At 72.1% G+C, this 20,071-nt stretch carries 14 protein-coding genes; 8 read left to right on the top strand and 6 right to left on the bottom strand.

Translation table 11 applies throughout. From position 1 onward, the window contains the following. Positions 1 to 15: 15 nt before the first annotated feature. Entirely contained in the window at positions 16 to 2,250 is a 2,235-nt protein-coding gene (locus ACIBCT_RS26450; RefSeq protein WP_399192922.1) for a thiamine pyrophosphate-dependent enzyme, read from the bottom strand. Between the two features lie 314 nt (positions 2,251 to 2,564). Beyond that, positions 2,565 to 3,173 (bottom strand): TetR/AcrR family transcriptional regulator, encoded by a 609-nt coding sequence (locus ACIBCT_RS26445; RefSeq protein ID WP_399192920.1) that lies wholly within the window; start codon positions 3,171 to 3,173, stop codon positions 2,565 to 2,567. Between the two features lie 269 nt (positions 3,174 to 3,442). Here ACIBCT_RS26445 and ACIBCT_RS26440 point away from each other — a divergent pair, with 269 nt between their 5' ends. The 5 genes from ACIBCT_RS26440 to ACIBCT_RS26420 all read left to right on the top strand — a co-directional run bounded on the left by ACIBCT_RS26440 (position 3,443) and on the right by ACIBCT_RS26420 (position 11,005). After that, positions 3,443 to 5,011 (top strand): carboxyl transferase domain-containing protein, encoded by a 1,569-nt coding sequence (locus tag ACIBCT_RS26440; protein ID WP_399192918.1) that lies wholly within the window; start codon positions 3,443 to 3,445, stop codon positions 5,009 to 5,011. Positions 5,012 to 5,046: 35 nt separating this feature from the next. Then, positions 5,047 to 7,080, top strand: coding sequence for an acetyl/propionyl/methylcrotonyl-CoA carboxylase subunit alpha (locus ACIBCT_RS26435; RefSeq protein WP_399192916.1), 2,034 nt, complete (start codon positions 5,047 to 5,049; stop codon positions 7,078 to 7,080). Continuing rightward, positions 7,077 to 8,072, top strand: a complete 996-nt coding sequence (locus ACIBCT_RS26430; RefSeq protein ID WP_399192914.1) for a hydroxymethylglutaryl-CoA lyase — start codon at positions 7,077 to 7,079, stop codon at positions 8,070 to 8,072. The genes ACIBCT_RS26435 and ACIBCT_RS26430 overlap by 4 nt, the downstream gene beginning before the upstream one ends. Positions 8,073 to 8,074: 2 nt before the next feature. Beyond that, positions 8,075 to 9,232, top strand: coding sequence for an acyl-CoA dehydrogenase family protein (locus ACIBCT_RS26425; RefSeq protein WP_399192912.1), 1,158 nt, complete (start codon positions 8,075 to 8,077; stop codon positions 9,230 to 9,232). A 429-nt stretch (positions 9,233 to 9,661) separates the two neighbouring features. After that, positions 9,662 to 11,005, top strand: coding sequence for a glycoside hydrolase family 6 protein (locus tag ACIBCT_RS26420; protein ID WP_399192910.1), 1,344 nt, complete (start codon positions 9,662 to 9,664; stop codon positions 11,003 to 11,005). 213 nt (positions 11,006 to 11,218) lie between these two features. On the opposite strand, the gene ACIBCT_RS26415 is transcribed toward ACIBCT_RS26420, so the two are convergent. Then, complete coding sequence (locus ACIBCT_RS26415; RefSeq protein ID WP_399192908.1) at positions 11,219 to 11,794, bottom strand: MarR family winged helix-turn-helix transcriptional regulator; 576 nt, start codon at positions 11,792 to 11,794, stop codon at positions 11,219 to 11,221. 77 nt (positions 11,795 to 11,871) lie between these two features. Here ACIBCT_RS26415 and ACIBCT_RS26410 point away from each other — a divergent pair, with 77 nt between their 5' ends. Both ACIBCT_RS26410 and ACIBCT_RS26405 read left to right on the top strand, forming a co-directional pair. Further along, positions 11,872 to 12,294 carry a DoxX family protein gene (locus ACIBCT_RS26410; protein ID WP_399192906.1) on the top strand — a complete coding sequence of 141 codons (423 nt, stop codon included), beginning with the start codon at positions 11,872 to 11,874 and terminating at the stop codon, positions 12,292 to 12,294. Positions 12,295 to 12,627: 333 nt separating this feature from the next. Then, positions 12,628 to 13,449, top strand: coding sequence for a hypothetical protein (locus ACIBCT_RS26405; RefSeq protein WP_399192904.1), 822 nt, complete (start codon positions 12,628 to 12,630; stop codon positions 13,447 to 13,449). Here the strand turns inward: ACIBCT_RS26405 and ACIBCT_RS26400 are convergent. Together ACIBCT_RS26400 and ACIBCT_RS26395 are read right to left on the bottom strand one after the other, a co-directional pair. Continuing rightward, positions 13,379 to 15,361 (bottom strand): tetratricopeptide repeat protein, encoded by a 1,983-nt coding sequence (locus tag ACIBCT_RS26400; protein ID WP_399192902.1) that lies wholly within the window; start codon positions 15,359 to 15,361, stop codon positions 13,379 to 13,381. The two genes, ACIBCT_RS26405 and ACIBCT_RS26400, sit on opposite strands and share 71 nt — an antisense overlap. A gap of 246 nt (positions 15,362 to 15,607) precedes the next feature. Then, on the bottom strand, positions 15,608 to 15,817 hold the full coding sequence (locus tag ACIBCT_RS26395; protein WP_344900482.1) for a hypothetical protein: 210 nt from the start codon (positions 15,815 to 15,817) through the stop codon (positions 15,608 to 15,610). Between the two features lie 265 nt (positions 15,818 to 16,082). On the opposite strand from ACIBCT_RS26395, the gene fxsT reads away from it, so the two are divergent. Next, positions 16,083 to 18,623: an FxSxx-COOH system tetratricopeptide repeat protein gene (gene fxsT, locus ACIBCT_RS26390; RefSeq protein WP_399192900.1), complete on the top strand. Its 2,541-nt coding sequence runs from the start codon at positions 16,083 to 16,085 to the stop codon at positions 18,621 to 18,623. Here fxsT and ACIBCT_RS26385 read toward each other — a convergent pair. Beyond that, complete coding sequence (locus ACIBCT_RS26385; RefSeq protein ID WP_399192898.1) at positions 18,620 to 19,939, bottom strand: HEXXH motif domain-containing protein; 1,320 nt, start codon at positions 19,937 to 19,939, stop codon at positions 18,620 to 18,622. The genes fxsT and ACIBCT_RS26385 overlap by 4 nt on opposite strands. Positions 19,940 to 20,071: the final 132 nt, after the last annotated feature.

Genomic DNA, 20,071 nt, shown 5'->3' with positions numbered 1-20,071 from the left:
TTTCGGCCGGGCCGCTCACGGGACCCTGGCGGGTCGGCCGAGCAGCTTGCGTGCGGCCGTCTCGATCTCGTCCTCCGACAGCAGCACGTGCCCGGCGGCCTCGCCCAGCGGGACGAAGCTGTCGCGGGAGGTCACCCGGGCGATCCTGCCGGTGAAGCCCGCGTCGAGCAGCTCGGTGACGATGCCCTCGGAGACGCCCCCGGTGCGGCGGGTCTCGTCGGCGACCAGCACCCTGCCGGTCAGGTCGGCGGCCCGCATCAGGTCCTCCACCGGCAGGGGGGAGAGCCAGCGCAGGTCCAGGACGCGGCAGCCGTACCCCTCGGCGGTCAGCCTGACCGCGGCGCGCAGGCTCATCCGCAGGCCGTTGCCGAAGGTGACGATGGTCAGGTCGCGGCCGTCGCCGTAGCTGCGGGCGCGGCCGATCGGGACGTGCGTCTCCGCCCAGCGGGCCGGGGGGGCGTAGGGGGAGAGCCAGCCGCCGTCGCCGTCCTCGAACATGTCGCGGGTGTTGTACAGGGCGATGGGTTCGAGGAAGACGCAGACGCTGCCGTCGGTACGGGCGGCGGCCAGGCAGCTGCGCAGCATCGAGGCGGCGTCGTCGGGACGGGCCGGGGAGGCCACCACCAGCCCGGGGATGTCGCGCAGCGCGGCGACGGAGTTGTCGTTGTGGAAGTGGCCGCCGAACCCCTTCTGGTAGGCGTACGAGGCGACCCGCACCACCATCGGGTTGCGGAAGGCCCCCCGCGAGAAGAACTGCAGGGTCGCGGCCTCGCCGCGGATCTGGTCCAGGGCGTTGTGCAGGTAGGCCAGGTACTGGATCTCGGGCACCGGCAGCAGGCCGGAGACGCCCGAGCCGAGCGCCAGGCCCAGCACCGCCTGCTCGTCGAGGTGGGTGTCGAAGACCCGGCCGAGCCCGAAGCGCTTCTGCAGGCCGCGGGTGACGCCGTAGACGCCCCCCTTGCGCGCCACGTCCTCCCCGAAGACCAGCGTGTCGGGATGGGCGGCCAGCGCGTCGACCAGGGTGCGGTTGACCGCCTGGGAGAAGGTCAGCGGCCCCTCCTGCTCGGGGAGCCTGCCGCCGAACGCCCTCGTCCTGGTGTCCGGCGCCGCGGCCGTCGTGCTCGCCGCCGCGACGGCGGCCGGGGTGCGCGGGGCCAGCGGCCCGACGATCTCGGCGGCCGAGGTCAGCCGGGGCCGCCGCGAGCTCTCCATGGCCATCTTGAACAGGTGCTCGCGCGTGGTCTCGTAGTGCAGCAGCAGGCCGTCGGGGGTGGCCAGGCCCGCCTCGACGAGCAGCCTCGCGGTGGTGACGAGCGGGTCGCGCAGCAGGTCGGCGTCGATCTCGCGCTTGCTCCGGTAGGACAGCTCCACGTCCGAGCCGGCGTGACCCATCAGCCGGACGGTGCCGACACGCAGCAGGGCGGGGGAGCGGGTCTCGCGTACGTGGTCCGCGGCGGCCCGCGCGACGTCGTGGACGTCCGCCAGGTCGCAGCCGTCGGCCTCGAAGTACCTGATCGCCGGGTGGCGGGCGGCCTCGACCCAGCCGTCGGGGGTGCGCACGCTCAGCCCCAGGCCGTTGTCCTCGCAGACGAACAGCACCGGCAGCGCCAGCTTCTGGTACGCCCCGTAGGCGGCGGTGTTGATCCCGGTCAGCGCGCTGGCGTGGTTCATCGAGGCGTCGCCCAGGCTGCACACCGCGATCGCGTCGGCCGGCCACCGCCCCGGCAGGCCGAGCTGGCGGGCGCGCTCGATGGCGAAGGCCACGCCCACCGCGCGCGGCAGGTGGCTGGCGATCGTGGAGGTCTGCGGGATCACCGCCAGGTCGGGGTGGCCGAAGACCTTGTGCCGCCCGCCCGAGATCGGCTCCTCGGCCGAGGCGGTCAGGCCGAGCAGCACGTCGCGCAGCCCCTCCTCGGGCAGCCGCCCGGCCATCGCCGAGCGGGTGAGGTAGAAGGCGCCGGAGCGGTAGTGCAGCAGGGCGGGATCGGTGACGCGCAGCGCGGCGGCGACCGCGGCGTTGCCCTCGTGCCCGGCCGAGCCGATGGTGTAGAAACCCTGGCCCTGCTCGCGCAGCCAGCGGGCGGTGACGTCCAGCAGCCTGCTGCCGAGCTGGAACTCGAACAGCTCCCGGCAGCGGGCCCCGGTCAGGGTCGTGCCGTCCCGTACGGGCAGGCCGGGATCACGTGGCGCCCCGGGGGAGAGGGCGGTCACGGCCTCGGTGAAACGGGTCTCAACAGTGTCGCGCGCCACAGCCCGATTATGTCCTCATCGGCGGACGCCGTCCCGAACCTTCACATCTTTGATGCTCCCAGCTCAGTGGACCGGTCCCACTCGGCAGCCATTAATGCCAATTTGTAGGACTTATCGCTTGATCGTACGAAATAAATAGCTACTTACGTAAAGGGTGACATCTTCATTGGTCCGTCCTGGGATCTCGGCATCGGTGGCCGAAAGCCGCAGGACGTACTCGCGTCCGACGTGGAGCCCGGGGAGGGCACCCGGCCGCGGGCGCGCGGGCCGGCACGGCACCGGCGTCCCGTCGCTCTCCGCGAAGCCCTGTCGGGTTAGCGGTTCCTAACCGAGAGGGCGGCCAGCGCCGCGCGGGCCATGCCGCGCAGCAGCTCGGCCATGGCGGCGGGCGGCAGCTCCCCGGCGCTGTGCGGGGTGGAGTTCAGCAGCCCGAAGACGGCGTGCGTGGCGGCGCGCAGGCTCGCCTGGGAGCGGCCGGGATACAGCTCGCTCAGCACGGTGACCCACTCCTCGACGTACAGCCGCTGGAGGCGGCGGATCCGCCGGCGCGCGGGCTCGGGAACGTTGCCCAGCTCCCGGTCGTGCACCGTGATCAGCGCCGGATGGTTCAGCGCGAACTCGATCTGGCAGCCGAGCAGGGAGTCCAGTGCCTCCTCGGCGTCGGCGGCCTCGGTCACCCGGCGCGCCCCGGAGGTGTGCAGGCGCTCGCTGACGTCCAGTAGCATCTCCGCGAGCAACGCCTCCTTGCCGCTGAAGTGGCGGTAGAGGGCCGGGCCCGAGGTGCCGACCGCGGCGCCGATGTCCTCGATCGAGACGCCGTGGAAGCCGCGCGCCGCGAACAGCGCGGCCGCGGCGTCGAGGATCTCCGCGCGCCGCGAGCCGCGGACGCGGGTGGGGGTCCGATCGGTCGTCACCCCTCGCATGGTAGACGGTAACGTTAATGATGACTAACATCGGCCGTGAAGGCGCCGGTCACCGGGCGGACGCCGCACGGACGACGGACGACCACGAGACCTGTGGCGCCCTACGCCGCCCTGAGGCGTCGTAAGGCGGCACGAGAAGGCGTCCGGCACGGCGCCGGACCCGGCGGCCGGGCGGCGATGACGCGATGACGGCGATGACGGCGACACGACGGTGGCCCGGCGACACGGTGGTGACACAGCGGCGACGGAGCCGTACGAGGGAGGCTCGGATGAGTGGCTGGCCGGTGCTGCGGAGCACCTGCGACCCGGGCGGTGAGGGCTTCAAACGCAACGCCGAGGTCAACGAGGGCCTCGTGGCCGACCTCAGGGAGCGCCTCGCCGTCGCGGCGCTGGGCGGCTCCGAGAAGGCGCGCGCCCGGCACGTCTCCCGGGGCAAACTGCTGCCCCGCGACCGCGTCGACTCCCTCCTCGACCCCGGCTCGCGTTTCCTGGAGCTCTCCCAGCTCGCCGCGGGCGGGATGTACGGCGACCAGGCCCCCGCGGCCGGGATCATCACCGGGGTGGGCCGCGTCTCGGGCCGCGAGTGCGTGGTGGTCGCCAACGACGCCACCGTCAAGGGCGGCACCTACTACCCGATCACCGTCAAGAAGCACCTGCGGGCCCAGGAGGTCGCCCTCCACAACAACCTGCCGTGCGTCTACCTCGTCGACTCCGGCGGCGCCTTCCTGCCCCGGCAGGACGAGGTCTTCCCCGACCGCGAGCACTTCGGGCGGATCTTCTACAACCAGGCGACCATGTCGGCGCGCGGCATCCCGCAGATCGCCGCGGTCCTCGGCTCCTGCACCGCGGGCGGCGCGTACGTCCCGGCGATGAGCGACGAGGCGGTGATCGTCCGCAACCAGGGCACCATCTTCCTGGGCGGGCCTCCGCTGGTGAAGGCCGCCACCGGCGAGGAGGTCAGCGCCGAGGAGCTGGGCGGCGGCGACCTGCACGCCCGGGTCAGCGGCGTCACCGACCACCTCGCCGACGACGACCGCCACGCGCTGCGGATCGTCCGCGACATCGTCTCCACCCTCGGGCCGCGCACCCCCGCCCCGTGGGAGCGCGCCGAGCCCGAGGAGCCCGCGCACGACCCCCGCGACCTGTACGGCATCGTCCCCGCCGACACCCGCACGCCCTACGACGTCCGGGAGGTCATCGCCCGCGTCGTCGACGGCAGCCGGTTCGGCGAGTTCAAGGCCGAGTACGGCAGCACGCTCGTCACCGGGTTCGCCCGCGTCCACGGCCACCCCGTCGGGATCGTCGCCAACAACGGCATCCTGTTCGCCGAGTCGGCCCTCAAGGGCGCCCACTTCATCGAGCTGTGCGACCGGCGCTCCATCCCGCTGCTGTTCCTGCAGAACATCAGCGGGTTCATGGTCGGCAAGGCGTACGAGGCGGGCGGCATCGCGAAGCACGGCGCGAAGATGGTCACCGCCGTCGCCTGCGCCCGGGTGCCCAAGTTCACCGTGGTGGTCGGCGGCTCGTTCGGGGCCGGCAACTACGCGATGGCCGGGCGGGCCTACTCGCCCCGCTTCCTGTGGATGTGGCCGAACGCGCGCATCTCGGTGATGGGCGGCGAGCAGGCCGCCAACGTGCTGTCCACCGTGGGCGACGCCGACCCCGACGCCATCCGCGCGCAGTACGAGGAGCAGGGCAACCCCTACTACTCCACCGCCCGGCTCTGGGACGACGGGGTCATCGACCCCCTCGACACCCGCACCGTCCTGGGCCTGGCCCTGTCCGCCTCGGCCAACGCCCCCCTCGACCCCGTCGGCTACGGCGTCTTCCGGATGTGACCGCGACCATGACACACCCCTCGGAGTCTCCCCGGATGTTCGACACCGTGCTCGTCGCCAATCGCGGCGAGATCGCCCTGCGGATCACCCGCACCCTCAGGCGGCTGGGCATCCGCTCGGTCGCCGTGCACAGCGACGCCGACGCCGGAGCGCCGCACGTCCGCGAGGCCGACGTCGCGGTACGCCTGCCCGGCGGCTACCTGGACATCGACGGCATCCTCGCCGCCGCCGCGGCCACCGGCGCCCGGGCCGTCCACCCCGGATACGGGTTCCTCGCCGAGAACGCCGACTTCGCCCGGCGCTGCGCAGGGGCCGGGCTGGTCTTCGTCGGCCCGCCGCCGGAGGCGGTGGAGGCGATGGGCGACAAGATCCGCGCGAAGGCGACCGTCTCCGCCGCGGGCGTCCCGGTCGTCCCGGGCGGCGCGGAGCCCGACGACGACCTGGCCGAGGCCGCCGTCCGGGTCGGGTTCCCCGCGCTGATCAAGCCCTCGGCGGGCGGCGGTGGCAAGGGCATGGTGCTGGTCCGCTCCGCCGAGGAGCTGCCCGACGCGCTGGCCTCCGCCCGACGTACCGCCGCGGCCGCGTTCGGCGACTCCACCCTGCTGATCGAGCGGTTCGTGGAGAACCCCCGGCACATCGAGATCCAGGTGATGGCCGACGCGCACGGCGGCATCGTCCACCTGGGCGAGCGCGAGTGCAGCCTGCAGCGCCGCCACCAGAAGATCATCGAGGAGGCGCCGTCCCCGCTGCTGGACGCCGCCACCAGGGCCGCCATGGGCGCCGCCGCGGTCGAGGCCGCCCGATCGGTCGGCTACACCGGCGCCGGGACGGTCGAGTTCATCGTCCAGGGCTCCACCGGCGACTACTACTTCATGGAGATGAACACCCGGCTGCAGGTCGAGCATCCGGTCACCGAGCTGGTGACCGGGCTGGACCTGGTCGAGCTCCAGCTCAGGGTCGCCGCGGGCGAGCGGCTCCCGATCACCCAGGACCGGGTCCACCTCAACGGCCACGCCGTGGAGGCCCGCGTCTACGCCGAGGACCCCTCCCGGGGCTTCCTGCCGACCGGAGGCCGGGTGCTGGCGCTGCGCGAGCCACGCGGCGTGCGCGTCGACTCCGGCCTGGTGACCGGCGGCGTGGTCGGCAGCGACTACGACCCGATGCTGTCGAAGGTCATCGCCTGGGGCAAGGACCGGGCGAGCGCGCTGCGCAGGCTGGACGGGGCGCTCGCGGCCACGGCGGTGCTGGGCGTTCCCACCAACGTCGCGTTCCTGCGGGCGCTGATCGCCCACCCCGCGGTGGTCGCCGGGGACCTGGACACCGGCCTCGTCGAGCGTCACCTGGACGAGCTGATCCCCGCCGGGGGCGTCCCCGCCGACGTCCTGGCCGCCGCCGCGCTCCTGCTGCACCGCGAGCACGTCCCCGCGGCACCGGCCGACCCGTGGGACGTCCCCGACGGCTGGCGGCTGGGCGAGGCGGCGTGGACCGTCCACCGGCTGGAGGGCCGCGACGGCGTCCACGAGCTCCGCGTCCGCGGCCTGCCGGCCTCCGGGGCGGAGATCCGGCTGCCCGGCTCCGCCCCGTCCGGCTCCGGCGCCGACCCCCGGCCGTCCGGTGACGGCCCCGGATCGTCCGGCGACGGCTCGGCCGGGCCGGTGACCGTACGGGCACGGCTGGCCGACGCGGGAGAGGATGTGATCGTCACCGTCGGCGAGACCGCCAGGCGCTACGCCGCCGCCCTGGACGGCGACACGGTCTGGCTCGCCCGCGACGGCGACGCCTGGGCCCTCACCCGCCGTCACCTGGGCGACCCCGCCGACCGGGCGGGCGCGGGCGGCGCCGGGGACGGGCAGGTCCGCAGCCCGATGCCGGGCACCGTCCTGGTGGTCAAGGCCGCGCCGGGGGACCGGGTCGCCCAGGGACAGCCGCTGCTCATCGTGGAGGCGATGAAGATGGAGCACACCGTGACCGCGCCGATCGACGGGGTCGTGGAGGAACTGCGGGTCCGGGCGGGCCAGGCCGTCGCCATGGACGCCGTGCTGGCCGTGGTCCGCGGGGAGGAGCCGTGACGCGCGAACCGTACCCGGTCCGGGCGGCCGGGCTGCCCGAGCGGATCACGATCCACGAGGTCGGGCCGCGCGACGGGCTGCAGAACGAGTCCGTGATCGTACCCGTCGAGGTCAAGGCCGAGTTCATCGCCCGGCTCGCCGCGGCCGGGCACCGCGTGATCGAGGCCACCAGCTTCGTGCACCCCAAGTGGGTGCCCCAGCTCGCCGACGCCTCGCAGCTGCTGGAGAGCATGGAACGGGTGCCGGGGGTCCGCTACCCGGTGCTCGTGCCCAACGACCGCGGCCTCGACCGCGCCCTCGAACACGGCGTCCAGGAGATCGCGGTCTTCGCCAGCGCCACCGAGACGTTCGCGGCCAGGAACCTCAACCGGACGCTGGAGTCGCAGTTCGACATGTTCGAGCCGGTGATCGCGCGGGCGCTGGCGCACGGGCTGAGGGTCCGGGCGTACGTGTCGATGTGCTTCGGCGACCCGTGGGAGGGGCCCACCCCGATCGGCCAGGTCGTCTCCGTCGGGCGCCGGCTGCTCGACCTGGGCTGCTTCGAGCTCTCGCTCGGCGACACCGTCGGCGTCGGCACCCCGGGCCACGTGGCCGCGCTGATCGAGGCGTTCGGCGGCCCCGCCGGGCTCGCGGTGCACTTCCACGACACCTACGGCCAGGCACTGGCCAACACCCTCGCCGCCCTGCGCGAGGGCGTGACCGTGGTCGACGCCTCCACCGGAGGCATCGGAGGCTGCCCGTACGCCGAGAGCGCCACCGGCAACCTCGCCACCGAGGACCTGGTCTGGATGCTGCACGGTCTCGGCGTCGAGACCGGGCTGGACCTCGCGTCACTGGTGGAGACCAGCACCTGGCTGGCCGCGCGGCTCGGCCGCCCCAGCCCCTCACGGGTCGTCCAGGCACTGGGCGGCACCCGCCCCGCCGGGTCACAGGACCAGGCCACCGCCCCGGTCCCGGGTCAGGGCACGACCGCCGACAACGTCAAGGAGTGACCATGCCGAAGCTGACCGAAGAGTACGAGGACCTGCGCAAGACCGTCGAGGCGTTCGCCCGCGACGTGGTCGCCCCGGTGATCGGGGACCTCTACGAGCGCGAGGAGTTCCCCTACGACATCGTGCGGCAGATGGGCGCGATGGGCCTGTTCGGGCTGCCGATCCCCGAGGAGCACGGCGGCATGGGCGGCGACTACTTCGCGCTCTGCCTGGCCCTGGAGGAGCTGGCCCGGGTCGACTCCAGCGTGGCGATCACCGTGGAGGCCGCGGTGTCGCTGGGCGCGATGCCGATCCACCGGTTCGGCACCCCCGAGCAGCGCGCCGAGTGGCTGCCCAAGCTGGCCTCCGGCGAGATGCTGGGCGCGTTCGGCCTCACCGAACCGGGCGGCGGCTCCGACGTGCCCGGCGGCATGCGCACCACCGCCGTGCTCGACGGCGACGAGTGGGTGATCAACGGGTCGAAGGCGTTCATCACCAACTCCGGCACCGACATCACCGGCGTCATCGGCGTGGCCGCGATCACCGGCGAGCGGGCCGGGGGCAAGAAGGAGATCTCCACCATCCTGGTGCCGTCCGGCACCCCCGGTCTCACCGTCTCGAAGAAGTACTCCAAGGTGGGCTGGAACTGCTCCGACACCCGCGAGCTCTCCTTCACCGACTGCCGGGTCCCGGCGGGCAACCTGCTCGGCGAGCGCGGGCGCGGGTACGCGCAGTTCCTGCAGACCCTCGACGAGGGCCGCGTCGCCATCGCCGCCCTGTCGGTCGGGCTGGCCCAGGGCTGCGTGGACGAGTCGCTGCGCTATGTCCGCGAGCGCCAGGCGTTCGGTCACCCCATCGGCCACTACCAGGCCATCCAGTTCAAGGTCGCCGACATGGAGGTGCGGACCCACACCGCCCGCCTGGCCTACTACCACGCGGCCGAGAAGATGCTCGCGGGCGAGCCGTTCAAGAAGGAGGCGGCCATCGCCAAGCTGGTCGCCGGTGACGCCGCCATGGACAACGCCCGCGACGCCACCCAGATCTTCGGCGGCTACGGGTTCATGAACGAGTACCCGGTCGGCCGCTTCTACCGGGACGCCAAGATCCTGGAGATCGGCGAGGGCACCAGCGAGGTCCAGCGCATGCTGATCGCCCGTCAGCTGGGGATCGGGGACCTCTGAGGCGTACGAGGACGGGGGTCCCGTCCGCCTGAGCGAACGGGACCGTCACGTGGAACGGGACCGTCACGTGGAACGGGACCGCCGCGTGGAACGTGAACGCGGAGCGGCGGCCCGGAGCGGAGGGTCCGGGCCGTCGGCTCGGAGGAGTGAATCCGGAGCGGTGGAGCCCGGGCCGACGGGCTCGGAGCGGTGGGTCCGGAGCGGTGCGCTTACCCTCGCCGCCGGAGGAATTTTTCCGGTTTTCCCGGCGCCCTCCCGGCCGGGCGAGGCCGCCGGGCCGGAAGTACTGAAACTTTCATCGGTGGTGACCCGTGTTCGCACAGGTCAGCGCGGCGTGGTGTGAGGACGGAGCGCTCGGCGCTGGGTTCCGGGGCACCCGCGCACCTAAGGTGGGAGCGCTCCCACATCTCCCCCGAAGGAGCCTGCTCCATGCCGAGAAGGTCAATCCTCGCCACGCTCTGCGCGGCCGTCGCGATCATGTCAGGGACGGCCGTCGCCGTCGCCTCCAGCGCGTCCGCCGCCGACTCGCCGTTCTACGTGGACCCCGAGACCAACGCCGCCAAGTGGGTCGCGGCCAACCCCGGTGACTCCAGGGCCGCGGTCATCCGCGACCGGATCGCCTCCGTGCCGCAGGCCCGCTGGTACACCACCACCAACACCTCCACGGTCCGTGGCCAGGTGTCGTCGTTCGTCGGCGCCGCGGCCGCCGCGGGCAAGATCCCCATCCTCGTCGTGTACAACATCCCCAACCGCGACTGCAGCGGCGCCAGCACGGGCGGTGCTCCCAACCACACGGCCTACCGGCAGTGGATCGACGAGGTCGCCGCCGGCCTGCAGGGACGCCCGGCGTCGATCATCCTGGAGCCCGACGTGCTCCCGATCATGACCAACTGCATGAGCTCCTCGCAGCAGCAGGAGACCAACGCCTCCATGGCGTACGCCGGGAAGAAGCTGAAGGCCGGGTCCTCCGCGGCCAAGGTCTACTTCGACATCGGGCACTCGGGATGGCTCTCGCCCGGTGAGGCCGCCGCCCGGCTGAGGGCCGCGGACGTCGCGAACAGCGCCGACGGCATCTCCCTCAACGTCTCCAACTACCGGCTGACCTCCACCGAGGTCGCGTACGCCAAGAACATCATCTCCGCCACCGGCGTCTCCCGGCTGCGCGCCGTGATCGACACCAGCCGCAACGGCAACGGCCCCGCGGGCAGCGAGTGGTGCGACCCGGCAGGCCGGGCCATCGGCACGCCCAGCACCAACGCCACCGGCGACCCGATGATCGACGCGTTCCTGTGGATCAAGCTGCCGGGCGAGGCGGACGGGTGCATCGCCGGTGCGGGCCAGTTCGTGCCGCAGCGCGCCTACGAGCTGGCCCTGGCGGGCCGGCCGGAACCCACCCCCACGCCCACGGTGACCCCGACCGTCACGCCCACCCCCACGCCGACCCCGACCGTCACGCCGACCGCCGGACAGGCCTGCACGGCCTCCTACAAGGTGGCCGGTTCCTGGCAGGGCGGTTTCCAGGGCGAGGTGACGGTGAAGAGCACCGGCACCGCGCCGCTGTCCGGCTGGACGGTGACCTGGTCCTTCCCGGGTGACCAGCGCATCACCCAGCTCTGGAACGGCCAGCACACCCAGAGCGGCGCGGGTGTCTCGGTGCGCAACGTCTCCCACAACGGCTCCCTCCCCGCGGGCGCCTCGGCGACCTTCGGGTTCACCGGCAGCTGGTCCGGGAGCAACCAGGCACCCTCTCAGATCGGCTGCACCGCCGCCTGACCCGGCGATGTGGCGTGATCCGGTACGGCTCACACGGTATGCCCCCCGTGCGAGCCGTACCGGATCCTTTTTCGTCTCCCGGGGTCCGACCCGGGCGGACGGGGATCTCCGCTCGGGCGTCCGAGGCCCGGGAGAAGGATCGGTGTCCGGGGGAAGGAGAGACCCGTGCCCCGGCGTCCTCCGGGGGAGAGGGCTTCGGCGAGAACCCGCCGGTCAGCCCGGAGTCTCGCCCGACCCCGCTCCGCGATCCGCTCCTGACCCCGTTCTCGATCCCGACCCCGTTCCCGGTCCCGGTTCGTGGCCCGGTTCCGGGTCGCGGAGCGGGCCGGGTGGTGCCGCCTCCATGGCGGCCGTGGCCTTCGTCATGATCTGCCGCATGGCCTCGATCTCCGCTGGGGTGAGCCGGTCGATCAGGAAGGCGCGCACGACGGCGACGTGCCCGGGCGCGGTCCGCTCCAGGCAGCGCATCCCCTGCTCGGTGAGCACGGCGAGCACGCCCCGCTCGTCCGAGGGGCAACTCGCCCGGGTGACGAGCCCTTTCCTCTCCAGCTGCCCGATCTGGTACGTGAGGCCGCTCTTGGAGACGATCAGCCTGTGGGCGAGCTCCGTCATCCGCAGCTGCCCCCCGGGGCAGGCGGAGAGTTTCGCCAGGATCTCGTACTGGGCATGGGTGAGGCCGGAGTCGGCCTTCAGCTGATCCTCGACGCGACGCTCCAGCAGGTGCGTGGCGGCCACGTAGGCCATCCACGCGGCCATCTCGGCCTCGTTGAGCCATCTCGTCTCGCTCACCCGTCCATCCTATGCTTGTTCGAATTTGAACTAACCGCTAGGGTTCTGTACAAATTCGAATGACATGAGGAGTCATCATGGTTGACAGGATCCGCCCCTACACCCTGCTGGTGGCACGCGTCGTCCTGGGTGTGGTCTTCGTGGTGCACGGCTGGCAGAAGTTCGCGACGATGGGTCTGGCCCAGACCACGGCGTTCTTCGACTCGATCGGCGTCCCGCTGGCGGGCGTCGCCGCTCCGGCCGTGGCCGTCCTGGAGGTCGTCGGCGGCATCGCGCTCATCCTGGGCGCGGCCCTGCCCGTCTTCGGCACCCTGCTCGCGCTCAACATGCTCGGCGCGATCCTCTTCGTGCACGGCGCCAACGGCTTCGGCGCCGACAAGGGCGGCTACGAGTACGTCCTGGTCCTCGCCGCCACCACCCTGGCCATCGGCTTCAGCGGTGGCGGTGCCCTCGCCGTCGACGCCCTCTGGCAGCGCCGCCGTCAGCCGGTCGCGGTCTGACCCGGCGGCCACATCAGGCCATACCTGGCCGCATCCGGCCACACCTGGCCGCGCACGGCAGCGCCCGGCCCGCATCGTCGCATCCGGCCGCGCCGCCCCGCGCCACCCCGCGCCACAGCACATCGGGGCACGTCAGAGCATCTCAGAGCACGTCAGAGCACGTCCGGCCATGCCGGGCCCCGGCCGGTGTCGCACCCGGGGCCCGGACCCCTTTCGTCCGCCCGGGGCGAGCCGGCCGGAAACGGTACGAAACATCGCGTGTCCAGAGGTCGTCCCCTCCCCGCGCAGTGGGCATAGTCGTCTACGACAGCACCCGAGGGCTGGGGGGCCGGTATGCGATGGCTGCGCAGGATCGGCGCGGATTTCAAGGCCCGCCAGCACATCGACGCGTACGCCCTCACCGTCGTCGTCTTCGCGTTCGCGCTCCTGTCGGTCTTCAGCGACGCGCTAGAGGACGACCTGCGATGGGCCGTCCTGTTCTCCGGGCTGGGACTGCTGCTCTACCGCCTCACCCTGCCCGCCGAGCCCGGCTCCCCGCCCGCCGACCTGCTGCACGACCGGTCGGTGTACGACACCGCGCCGCTGTCGTCGCTGTTCGCCCACGCGCGCGACGTCCGCGTCTTCGCCCCGTCCGCGGTGAACCTGCTGTCGGCGCGGACCTGCGAGCTGCTGCGCACCACGGTGCTCGCGCGGGAGAAGGGCAGTGTCAGGATCGTCGTGCTCGACCCGGCCGAGAGGGCGGCCGTCCGGCTGGCCGCAAGGCAGCTGGACGACTCGGTCGAGTTCCCGGTCCAGCGGCTCCCCGCCTCGCTGGAGGGGACCCTGGAGCGCCTGCGGCTGATGGGCGGCTGGAAGGTCGAGGGCGGGTTCGAGTACCGCCTGCTCGCCTACAGCCCGGGGTTCAGCCTGGTGCTCGTCGACCCGGAGACGCCCAGGGGCCGGGTCATCGTGGAGATCCACGGCTTCCACAACCCGTCGACCTCCTCGCGCATGCACCTGGAGCTGACCCGAGGGCGCGACGAGCGCTGGTACGCGTACTGGGTGGAGCAGTTCGACCACATCTGGCAGGCCGCGACCCCGGACGTCAGGCGCTTCTCCTCTCCTGCAGAAGCTCCTCGGCCTGCTTCCGGAGGTGCGGTGGAAGCCCGGGACTGACCGCTTCGAGCGCCCGCGAGACGAGCTCCTCCGAGTACGGGACCCACCCCAGCATGGCCTGGACGCGGGCGACCCGCAGCAGGACCGGCCCGCTGCCGGGGTCCTCGGCGAGGGCGTCGAGACTCTCCTGACCGGCGGTGTCGAACCGCCGCGTCAGGGCCAGGGCCAGCGCCCTGGCGGCGATCGTGCCGGGACGGCCGTGCGGCCGCACCCGTTCCAGGTCGCGCAGCGCCTCCACGGGCCGGTCGAGATCGGCGAAGATCTCGCCGCGCAGCGCGAGCGCCTCGGCCGGGGGGTCGCTCGCCAGGGCCACCACCCCGTTGAGCAGGGCGAGGGCCGAACGCGGGTTGCCCTGGCACCAGAGGGCCTCACCGAGCGCCAGCTGCACCGGCACATCGTTGGGCGCCCAGGACAGGGCGGTATGGAGCCGCTCGACCGCCCTGTCGTACTCGCCCTGGCCGAGCCAGAGGCGTCCCTCCCCGCCCAGCGCGGTGGCCACGCCGGTGAAGCGCTGGAGCTTCGCGAACATGTCCGCCGCCTCCTCGAAGTGACGTCGCGAGGTCTCCACCTCTCCCGCCCTCGCCGCCACCTCGCCCAGGATCACCAGCGCCTCGGCCCGGACCGAGGTGACCCCGGTCTCCAGCGAGCACGCCTCCTCCGCGCGGTCGCGCGCCGCCGCCCGGTTCCCCTCGGCCAGCGCGGCCCGCGCGTCGGCGAGGCAGGTGGCCGAGGACCGCGACCGGCGCAGAGGGCTCAGCATGCGGTCGTCCAGCAACCCGTACCGGCGGAATCCCAGCCGTTGCTCGCTGCGCAGCAGGTGACGGTCCTCCAGGGCCCTGACCACGTGGTTCGGCATGCCGGCGGTCGTGTGAAGGCCCTCGTCGACGGTGGTGTGCCTGTTCGGGTCGGTGACGAAGGTCGTGCGCAGCCAGGAGCGGATCTCGTTCACCGCCACTCCCGATCCGGCCGCGACCTCCGCCGGGATCCGCTCGCAGAACCCCGTCAGGAAGGCGTCGACGTCCAGGTGCAGGTTCACGTGCCCGGCGGTGATCTCCGTCAGGGAGGAGGGGAGCGCGTCCCAGAGCGCGGAACAGGCGATCTGCAGGCGGACCGGCTCGACCGTACGGGACGTGCCGGTCTCCTCGTCGGGGCCGGTGAGGAGACCGGGTCCCAGGCCGTCGACGAGCCGTTCGGCGGCACCGGGGGCGAAGGAGCGGCCGGTCCCCTCCAGGGGCCTGGTCACGGCGTCGAGGGCCGCCGCGCGCGAGAGCGGGAGCAGGCGGAAGCGTGTCCGTGAGCTCCGGCCCAGCAGCCGCTCGTACGGCAGCATGGGTGCCAGGTACTCCTCGCGCAGCGACAGGAGCAGGTGCAGCCCGGCGTGCTCCCTCGCCGCCTGGGTCAGCTGCAGGAGCAGTTCCTGGCGCTCCCTCTCCTGGTCGACGGGACCGCTGAAGAGTTCCTCGGCCTGGTCGATGGCGACCAGGACGGGTATCGGGTCGCCGTACCTGTCGACGCGTTCCGGATGTCCCCTCAGGAAGTCCGAGACCGTCAGACCGGCCAGCTCCGACAGCGGCCTGCGCGGGGCCCAGGACGACAGCAGGGCCAGGACGTGGGCGTTGCCGAGCCCGTCCGGGCACGGCCGGGGGAGCCTGTGCGGCGACACCCGGGCGACGGGCAGGACGTCCGCGTGCCGGGTGTCGATGCGGGGCAGGACGCCCGCTCGCAGGAGCGACGACTTCCCGACGCCCGGCGCCCCGATGAGGACCACGAGACCGGTGGCCGGCCACATGGTGGCGATCTCGCGGGCCTCGTGGTCCCGCCCGAAGAACAGCGCGTGGTCGTCGCCGTCGTAGGAGCGCAGCCCCGCGTACGGTCGAAGGGGGCGGTCTCCGGCGGAGGCCGTGGTCGTCATCTCACCCGCTTCCGTTCTCGGCCGTGCCCTCTCCCCGGCGGGCCGGGGGCAGGGGGGCCGGCACACGTGCGACGGTGACCGGCGGGGCGCCGGTCGCGCGCGGTGCCACCGGCAGGGGACGGGCCCGCGCGGCCCCTCCCCGGGGCGTGGACGTTTCCGGCGAGCGAATCGATCGGCTTTCCCGGCCGGCACCGTGCATGAGCCACCTTGGTCAAGGAGATATGCCCTTACGACACTCTATATCGCTTATTTCGGCAACGCCGAGGTTCCGGGTTTCCGTACGACCGACGAGAATCCGGCAACGGGTCCCATGTCATCATCGTCGAGTATGTGCCGCAACGCGTCCTTGAGCGGCGAGCCTTCGATCCGATCGAGATCGGCCAATGTCAGCCCGGTCACGTCGACCAGGCGGCCGTTCACATGACCTGCGTCTTTCCCGTCTGCTTTCCTGGCCACAGGACGTACCTTGCCTTCTTCTTGATGTGTTCCGTATACGGTTGTCTTCTCGGCGGGATCACTTGTAGTGTCGTCTTTCCACGCTCGACGAGCACTTGCCAACCTAGCGTAGCCGGTTGTTTTGGTGCGGCAAAGAGCGGGGGATACATGCGTGCCGTATTTCCTTTTCGGTAATCCCGTATGGGAGTGTGACCCCCGCGTCCATGCCTTTGACGTGGACGGGTCTCTTAGGCTGAACCGGAATCGGGCGAGCGGAGGCGATCGCATGTCCAGTTCGGAGCCATCGGCGACTTTCCGGGGCAAGGGACGCCGGCCCCGGATCTGGGGCAAGGTGCCGCCGAGGAACAAGAACTTCACCGGTCGCGAGGATCTCCTCGACAAGCTGCACACCGGGGTCACCTCCGAGGTGACCGCCGTGGTGCCGCACGCGCTCCACGGATTCGGCGGCGTCGGCAAGACCCACGTCGCCATCGAGTACGCCTACCGCTTCCAGGACGAGTACGACCTGATCTGGTGGATCCCCGCCGACCAGCCGATGCTCGTGCGCTCCACGCTGGCCGGGCTCGCCCCCGACCTGGGGGTGGAGTCCTCGTCCGCGATGGGCGTCGAGGAGGCGTCCGCCGCCGTGCTGGACGCCCTGCGCCGCGGCGATCCCTACTCCCGGTGGCTGCTGGTCTTCGACAACGCCGAAAGGCCGGAGGAGATCAACGACATCATCCCGCGCGGCCCGGGACACGTCCTGATCACCTCCCGCAACCACGCCTGGGAGAGCGTCGTGGACACCGTTCCCGTCGACGTGTTCAGCAGGACGGAGAGCATCGAGTTCCTGCGCAAGAAGGTGCCCGGCCCCATCGGCGACGACGACAGGGACCGTCTGGCCGAGGAGCTCGGAGATCTTCCTCTCGCCCTGGAGCAGGCCGGGGCGCTGCAGTACGAGACGGGCATGTCCGTCGACCGTTATCTCACGCTGCTCAAGGAGCAGACGACCCGGCTGCTCGACGCCAACAAGGCGACCGGCTACCCGCTGTCGATGACGGCGGCCTGGTCGCTGTCGGTGTCACAGCTCAAGGTCAAGCAGCCCGCGGCCGTGGAACTGCTGCGCTGCTGCGCCTTCTTCGGCCCCGATCCCATTCCCCACGACGTCTTCGAGACCTTTCCCCGGGAGTTCGTCTCGGAGTCGCGCTTCGGCTCCCTCTTCGACGACCCGATCCTGCTGAGCAGGGCGATCAGGGAGCTCGGGCGTTACGCGCTCGTGCGGATCGACCCGGGCAACCGGACGATCCTGGTGCACCGGCTGGTCCAGGCCCTCCTGCGGGACGAGCTGAGCGAGGAGGAGCGGGAGTCCTTCCGCCGCGAGGTGCATCTGCTGCTGGCGATGACGGCGCCCAAGCGGCCGGACGACAACGCCCTCTGGCCGCGCTACGGCGAACTGCTCAGCCACATGAAGCCCGCCGTGGTCGAGGCGAACGACGACCCCCGGGTGCGCCGCTTCGCCCTGCGCATGGTGCGCTTCCTGTACTCGTCGGCATCGTTCAAACTGGCCGTCGACCTCGTCGAGCGCCTCATCGTGAGGTGGCGGGCCGACAGCGGGGACGACGACGAGTACGTGCTCTCCGCGCAGCGGCACCTCGGCCTGGTGCTGCGCGAGCTCGGCGACTACAAGACCGCCTTCGCGATCAACAGCGGGACCCTGGAGCGCATGAGGGAGGTCCTCGGGGCCGAGTACAAGGAGACGCTCCTGATGACCAACAGTCACGGGGCCGACCTGAGGGCGAGGGGCGACTTCACCGGAGCGCTGGCGCACGACGAGGACTCGGTGCGCCGTCACGAGGCCGCCTTCGGCCCCACGGACCCCCTGACGCTGCAGGCCATGAACAACCTCGCCGTCGACCACATGCTGCTCGGTGACTACGGCAAGGCGTTCGAGCTCCTGAAGAGGGTCCACTCGCTCCAGCGTTCCTCCTCCGGCAGCGCCGTGGGCAAGCCGGCCGTCCTCGCCTCCTGGAACGGCCTGGCCCGTATCGTCCGGCTGCGCGGTGACTACTCCGAGGCCTGCGACATCGGCCAGGACGCCTACGAGTTCGGTGTGCGAGAACTCGGCCCCGACCACGTGTGGACCCTGCGCACGGCGAAGGACCTGTCCATCGCCCAGCGCAGGGCGGGACTGGTCGAGGACGCGGCGGAACTGGCCGAGTCGACGTTCGAGCGCGCGGAGCGCATCTTCGGGCGGGACCACCCCGACACGCTCGCGACGGCTCTCTGCCTCGCCAACGCGCAGCGCACCAACGGGCAGGTCGCCGAGGCCCTGGAACTGCTGCGCGACACGGCGGCACGCTACCCCAGGCGGTACGAGGAGTCGCACCCCTTCACGTTCGGCTGTGACATGAACCTCGCGCTGCTCCTGCGCGTCAGCGGGCGGATCGACGAGGCGACCGACCTCGATCGGCGGTCCCTGGAGGGCTTCGACCGCACGGTCGGACGCACCCACCACTACTCGCTCACGTGCGCGGTCAGCCTCGCCAGCGACCTGGCCTCCGGAGGGGACGTGGCCGAGGCCGTGCGGCTGGGCCGGCAGACCCTGACCCGGCTGCGCGGGCTCCTGACCGAGGACCATCCGCTGACGCTCGCCTGCGCGAACAACCTGATCATCGACCTGAGGAGCGAAGGATCCTCCGGCGAGGCCGAGGCGCTGAGCGCCGACACCTTCGAGCGGTACCGGCGGGTGCTGGGTGAGAACCACCCTGACACGAAGGTGGCCCTGGCCGGCGAACGGCTCGACTTCGACTTCGACCCGCCCGCCGTCTAGGCGTGGCGTTCGAGCCAGCGGGCGCGGTGGTGCTCCGCGCGCTCGAGGGCGAGGTCGCGGGCATCGGCCGGAACCGTCTCCCGTGACCACTCGTCGAGGCGCCGCGCCATTCCGGCGGTGAACGCCTCGCCCGCGACGGTCAGCCGCCCGCTGCCGTGCAGGGTGCCGGTGACCAGGCGCGCGGCCTCGCGCCACCGGAAGAACTCGGCGCCCGCGTGCACGGCGGCCGTGCCCTGCTCCAGATGACGCTGGCGTCCCCAGAAACCGGCCACGCCCAGGAAGGCGTAGGCCCCCTGGAGCAGCCCGGGAACGGGCCGGGGATCCTCGCGCCAAGGGGCGTAGTAGCGGGAGCCGTCGTCGGGGAGGGTCAGGGGGACGAGGTCGAGCAGGGCGGAGAGCTTCGCGTGCTGGGTCTCGTGCGTCAGGGTGACCGCGAGGGTGGTGGCGTCCGGAGGCGTCGAGAGCGCGACGCAGCCGAACGTCTCCCGCGAGCTCGAACTCGTCTGGCCCTGAGCCGGTGCGACCAGGGGGGTGAGGACGGTGATCGTCGTCGACACCTCCCGCGCCACGGCCTCGTGGTGGCGGACCATCAGCTCCCAGGCCCGGTCGAGCGTCGACTGCCACCGGGCGGTCTCGTGCTCGGTGAGACGCGCCCCGATGTTCGCCGTCCCGGGCATCCGGTAGGGGTCGAGGTCGTCGATGAGGAGGCGGAGCGGCATGCCGCCGGCCCGGGTCGACAGCGATCGGAGGCCTTTCCAGCCGGGGGCGTCCCGGTGAGGGTGCCGGGGGATCCGGACGATGACCCCGTCCGCCGTCACCTCGGTGCCGTCCACGGCGCACTCGACCGTGGCCGTGGAGACGGTGGGGGAGAGGATCGCCTGGCCCAGGGACGGCAGCGTGACGACCCCCTTCACGGCCGGCACGTCGATCTCGCAGGCCGTACCGGACCGGATCGCCGCCGCGGCGGCGACCGCCGCGAGCTGTCCCGGTGCCGCGTCCGTGTCGCCGCCGTCGAGCATCTTCACGGTGCGGCGTGCCCAGGCGCCGACCGAGGGGTGACGCAGAACCGTGCCGACCACCTCCGGGTGGCGGCGCTGGACGGCGGCGAGCAGGTCGTAGGCGCGGCGGGTGACGTCGGCGTCGGGATGGCCGTTCGCCCGCGCCGCCTCCAGCACCCCCCGCACCAGGAGGATGTGCTTGCTGTGCTGGGCCGCGGAGAGCTCGGTGAGCACGGCGACCCCCCCGCCGCCCTCGGCCAGCTCGGAGAACTCGTCGACCGGGATCCGGTGCTCACGCAGGTTCATCGTGACCTTCACGCTCTGTTCCTTCGATCGGGACGTGCTCCTGACCGTGTCAGGCGGTGCGGGGCGCATTGAGACGACCGTTTCCGCCACGATATCCATGCCGCCGTCCTGACGCAGGTTTTGAAGCCCGCCCGATGCGATTTC

The organism is Streptosporangium sp. NPDC050855, from assembly GCF_044456585.1.
GTDB lineage: Bacteria > Actinomycetota > Actinomycetes > Streptosporangiales > Streptosporangiaceae > Streptosporangium > Streptosporangium longisporum.
Note: the sequence above shows the minus strand (reverse complement) of the source record. Positions and strands in the feature narration are given on the sequence as shown.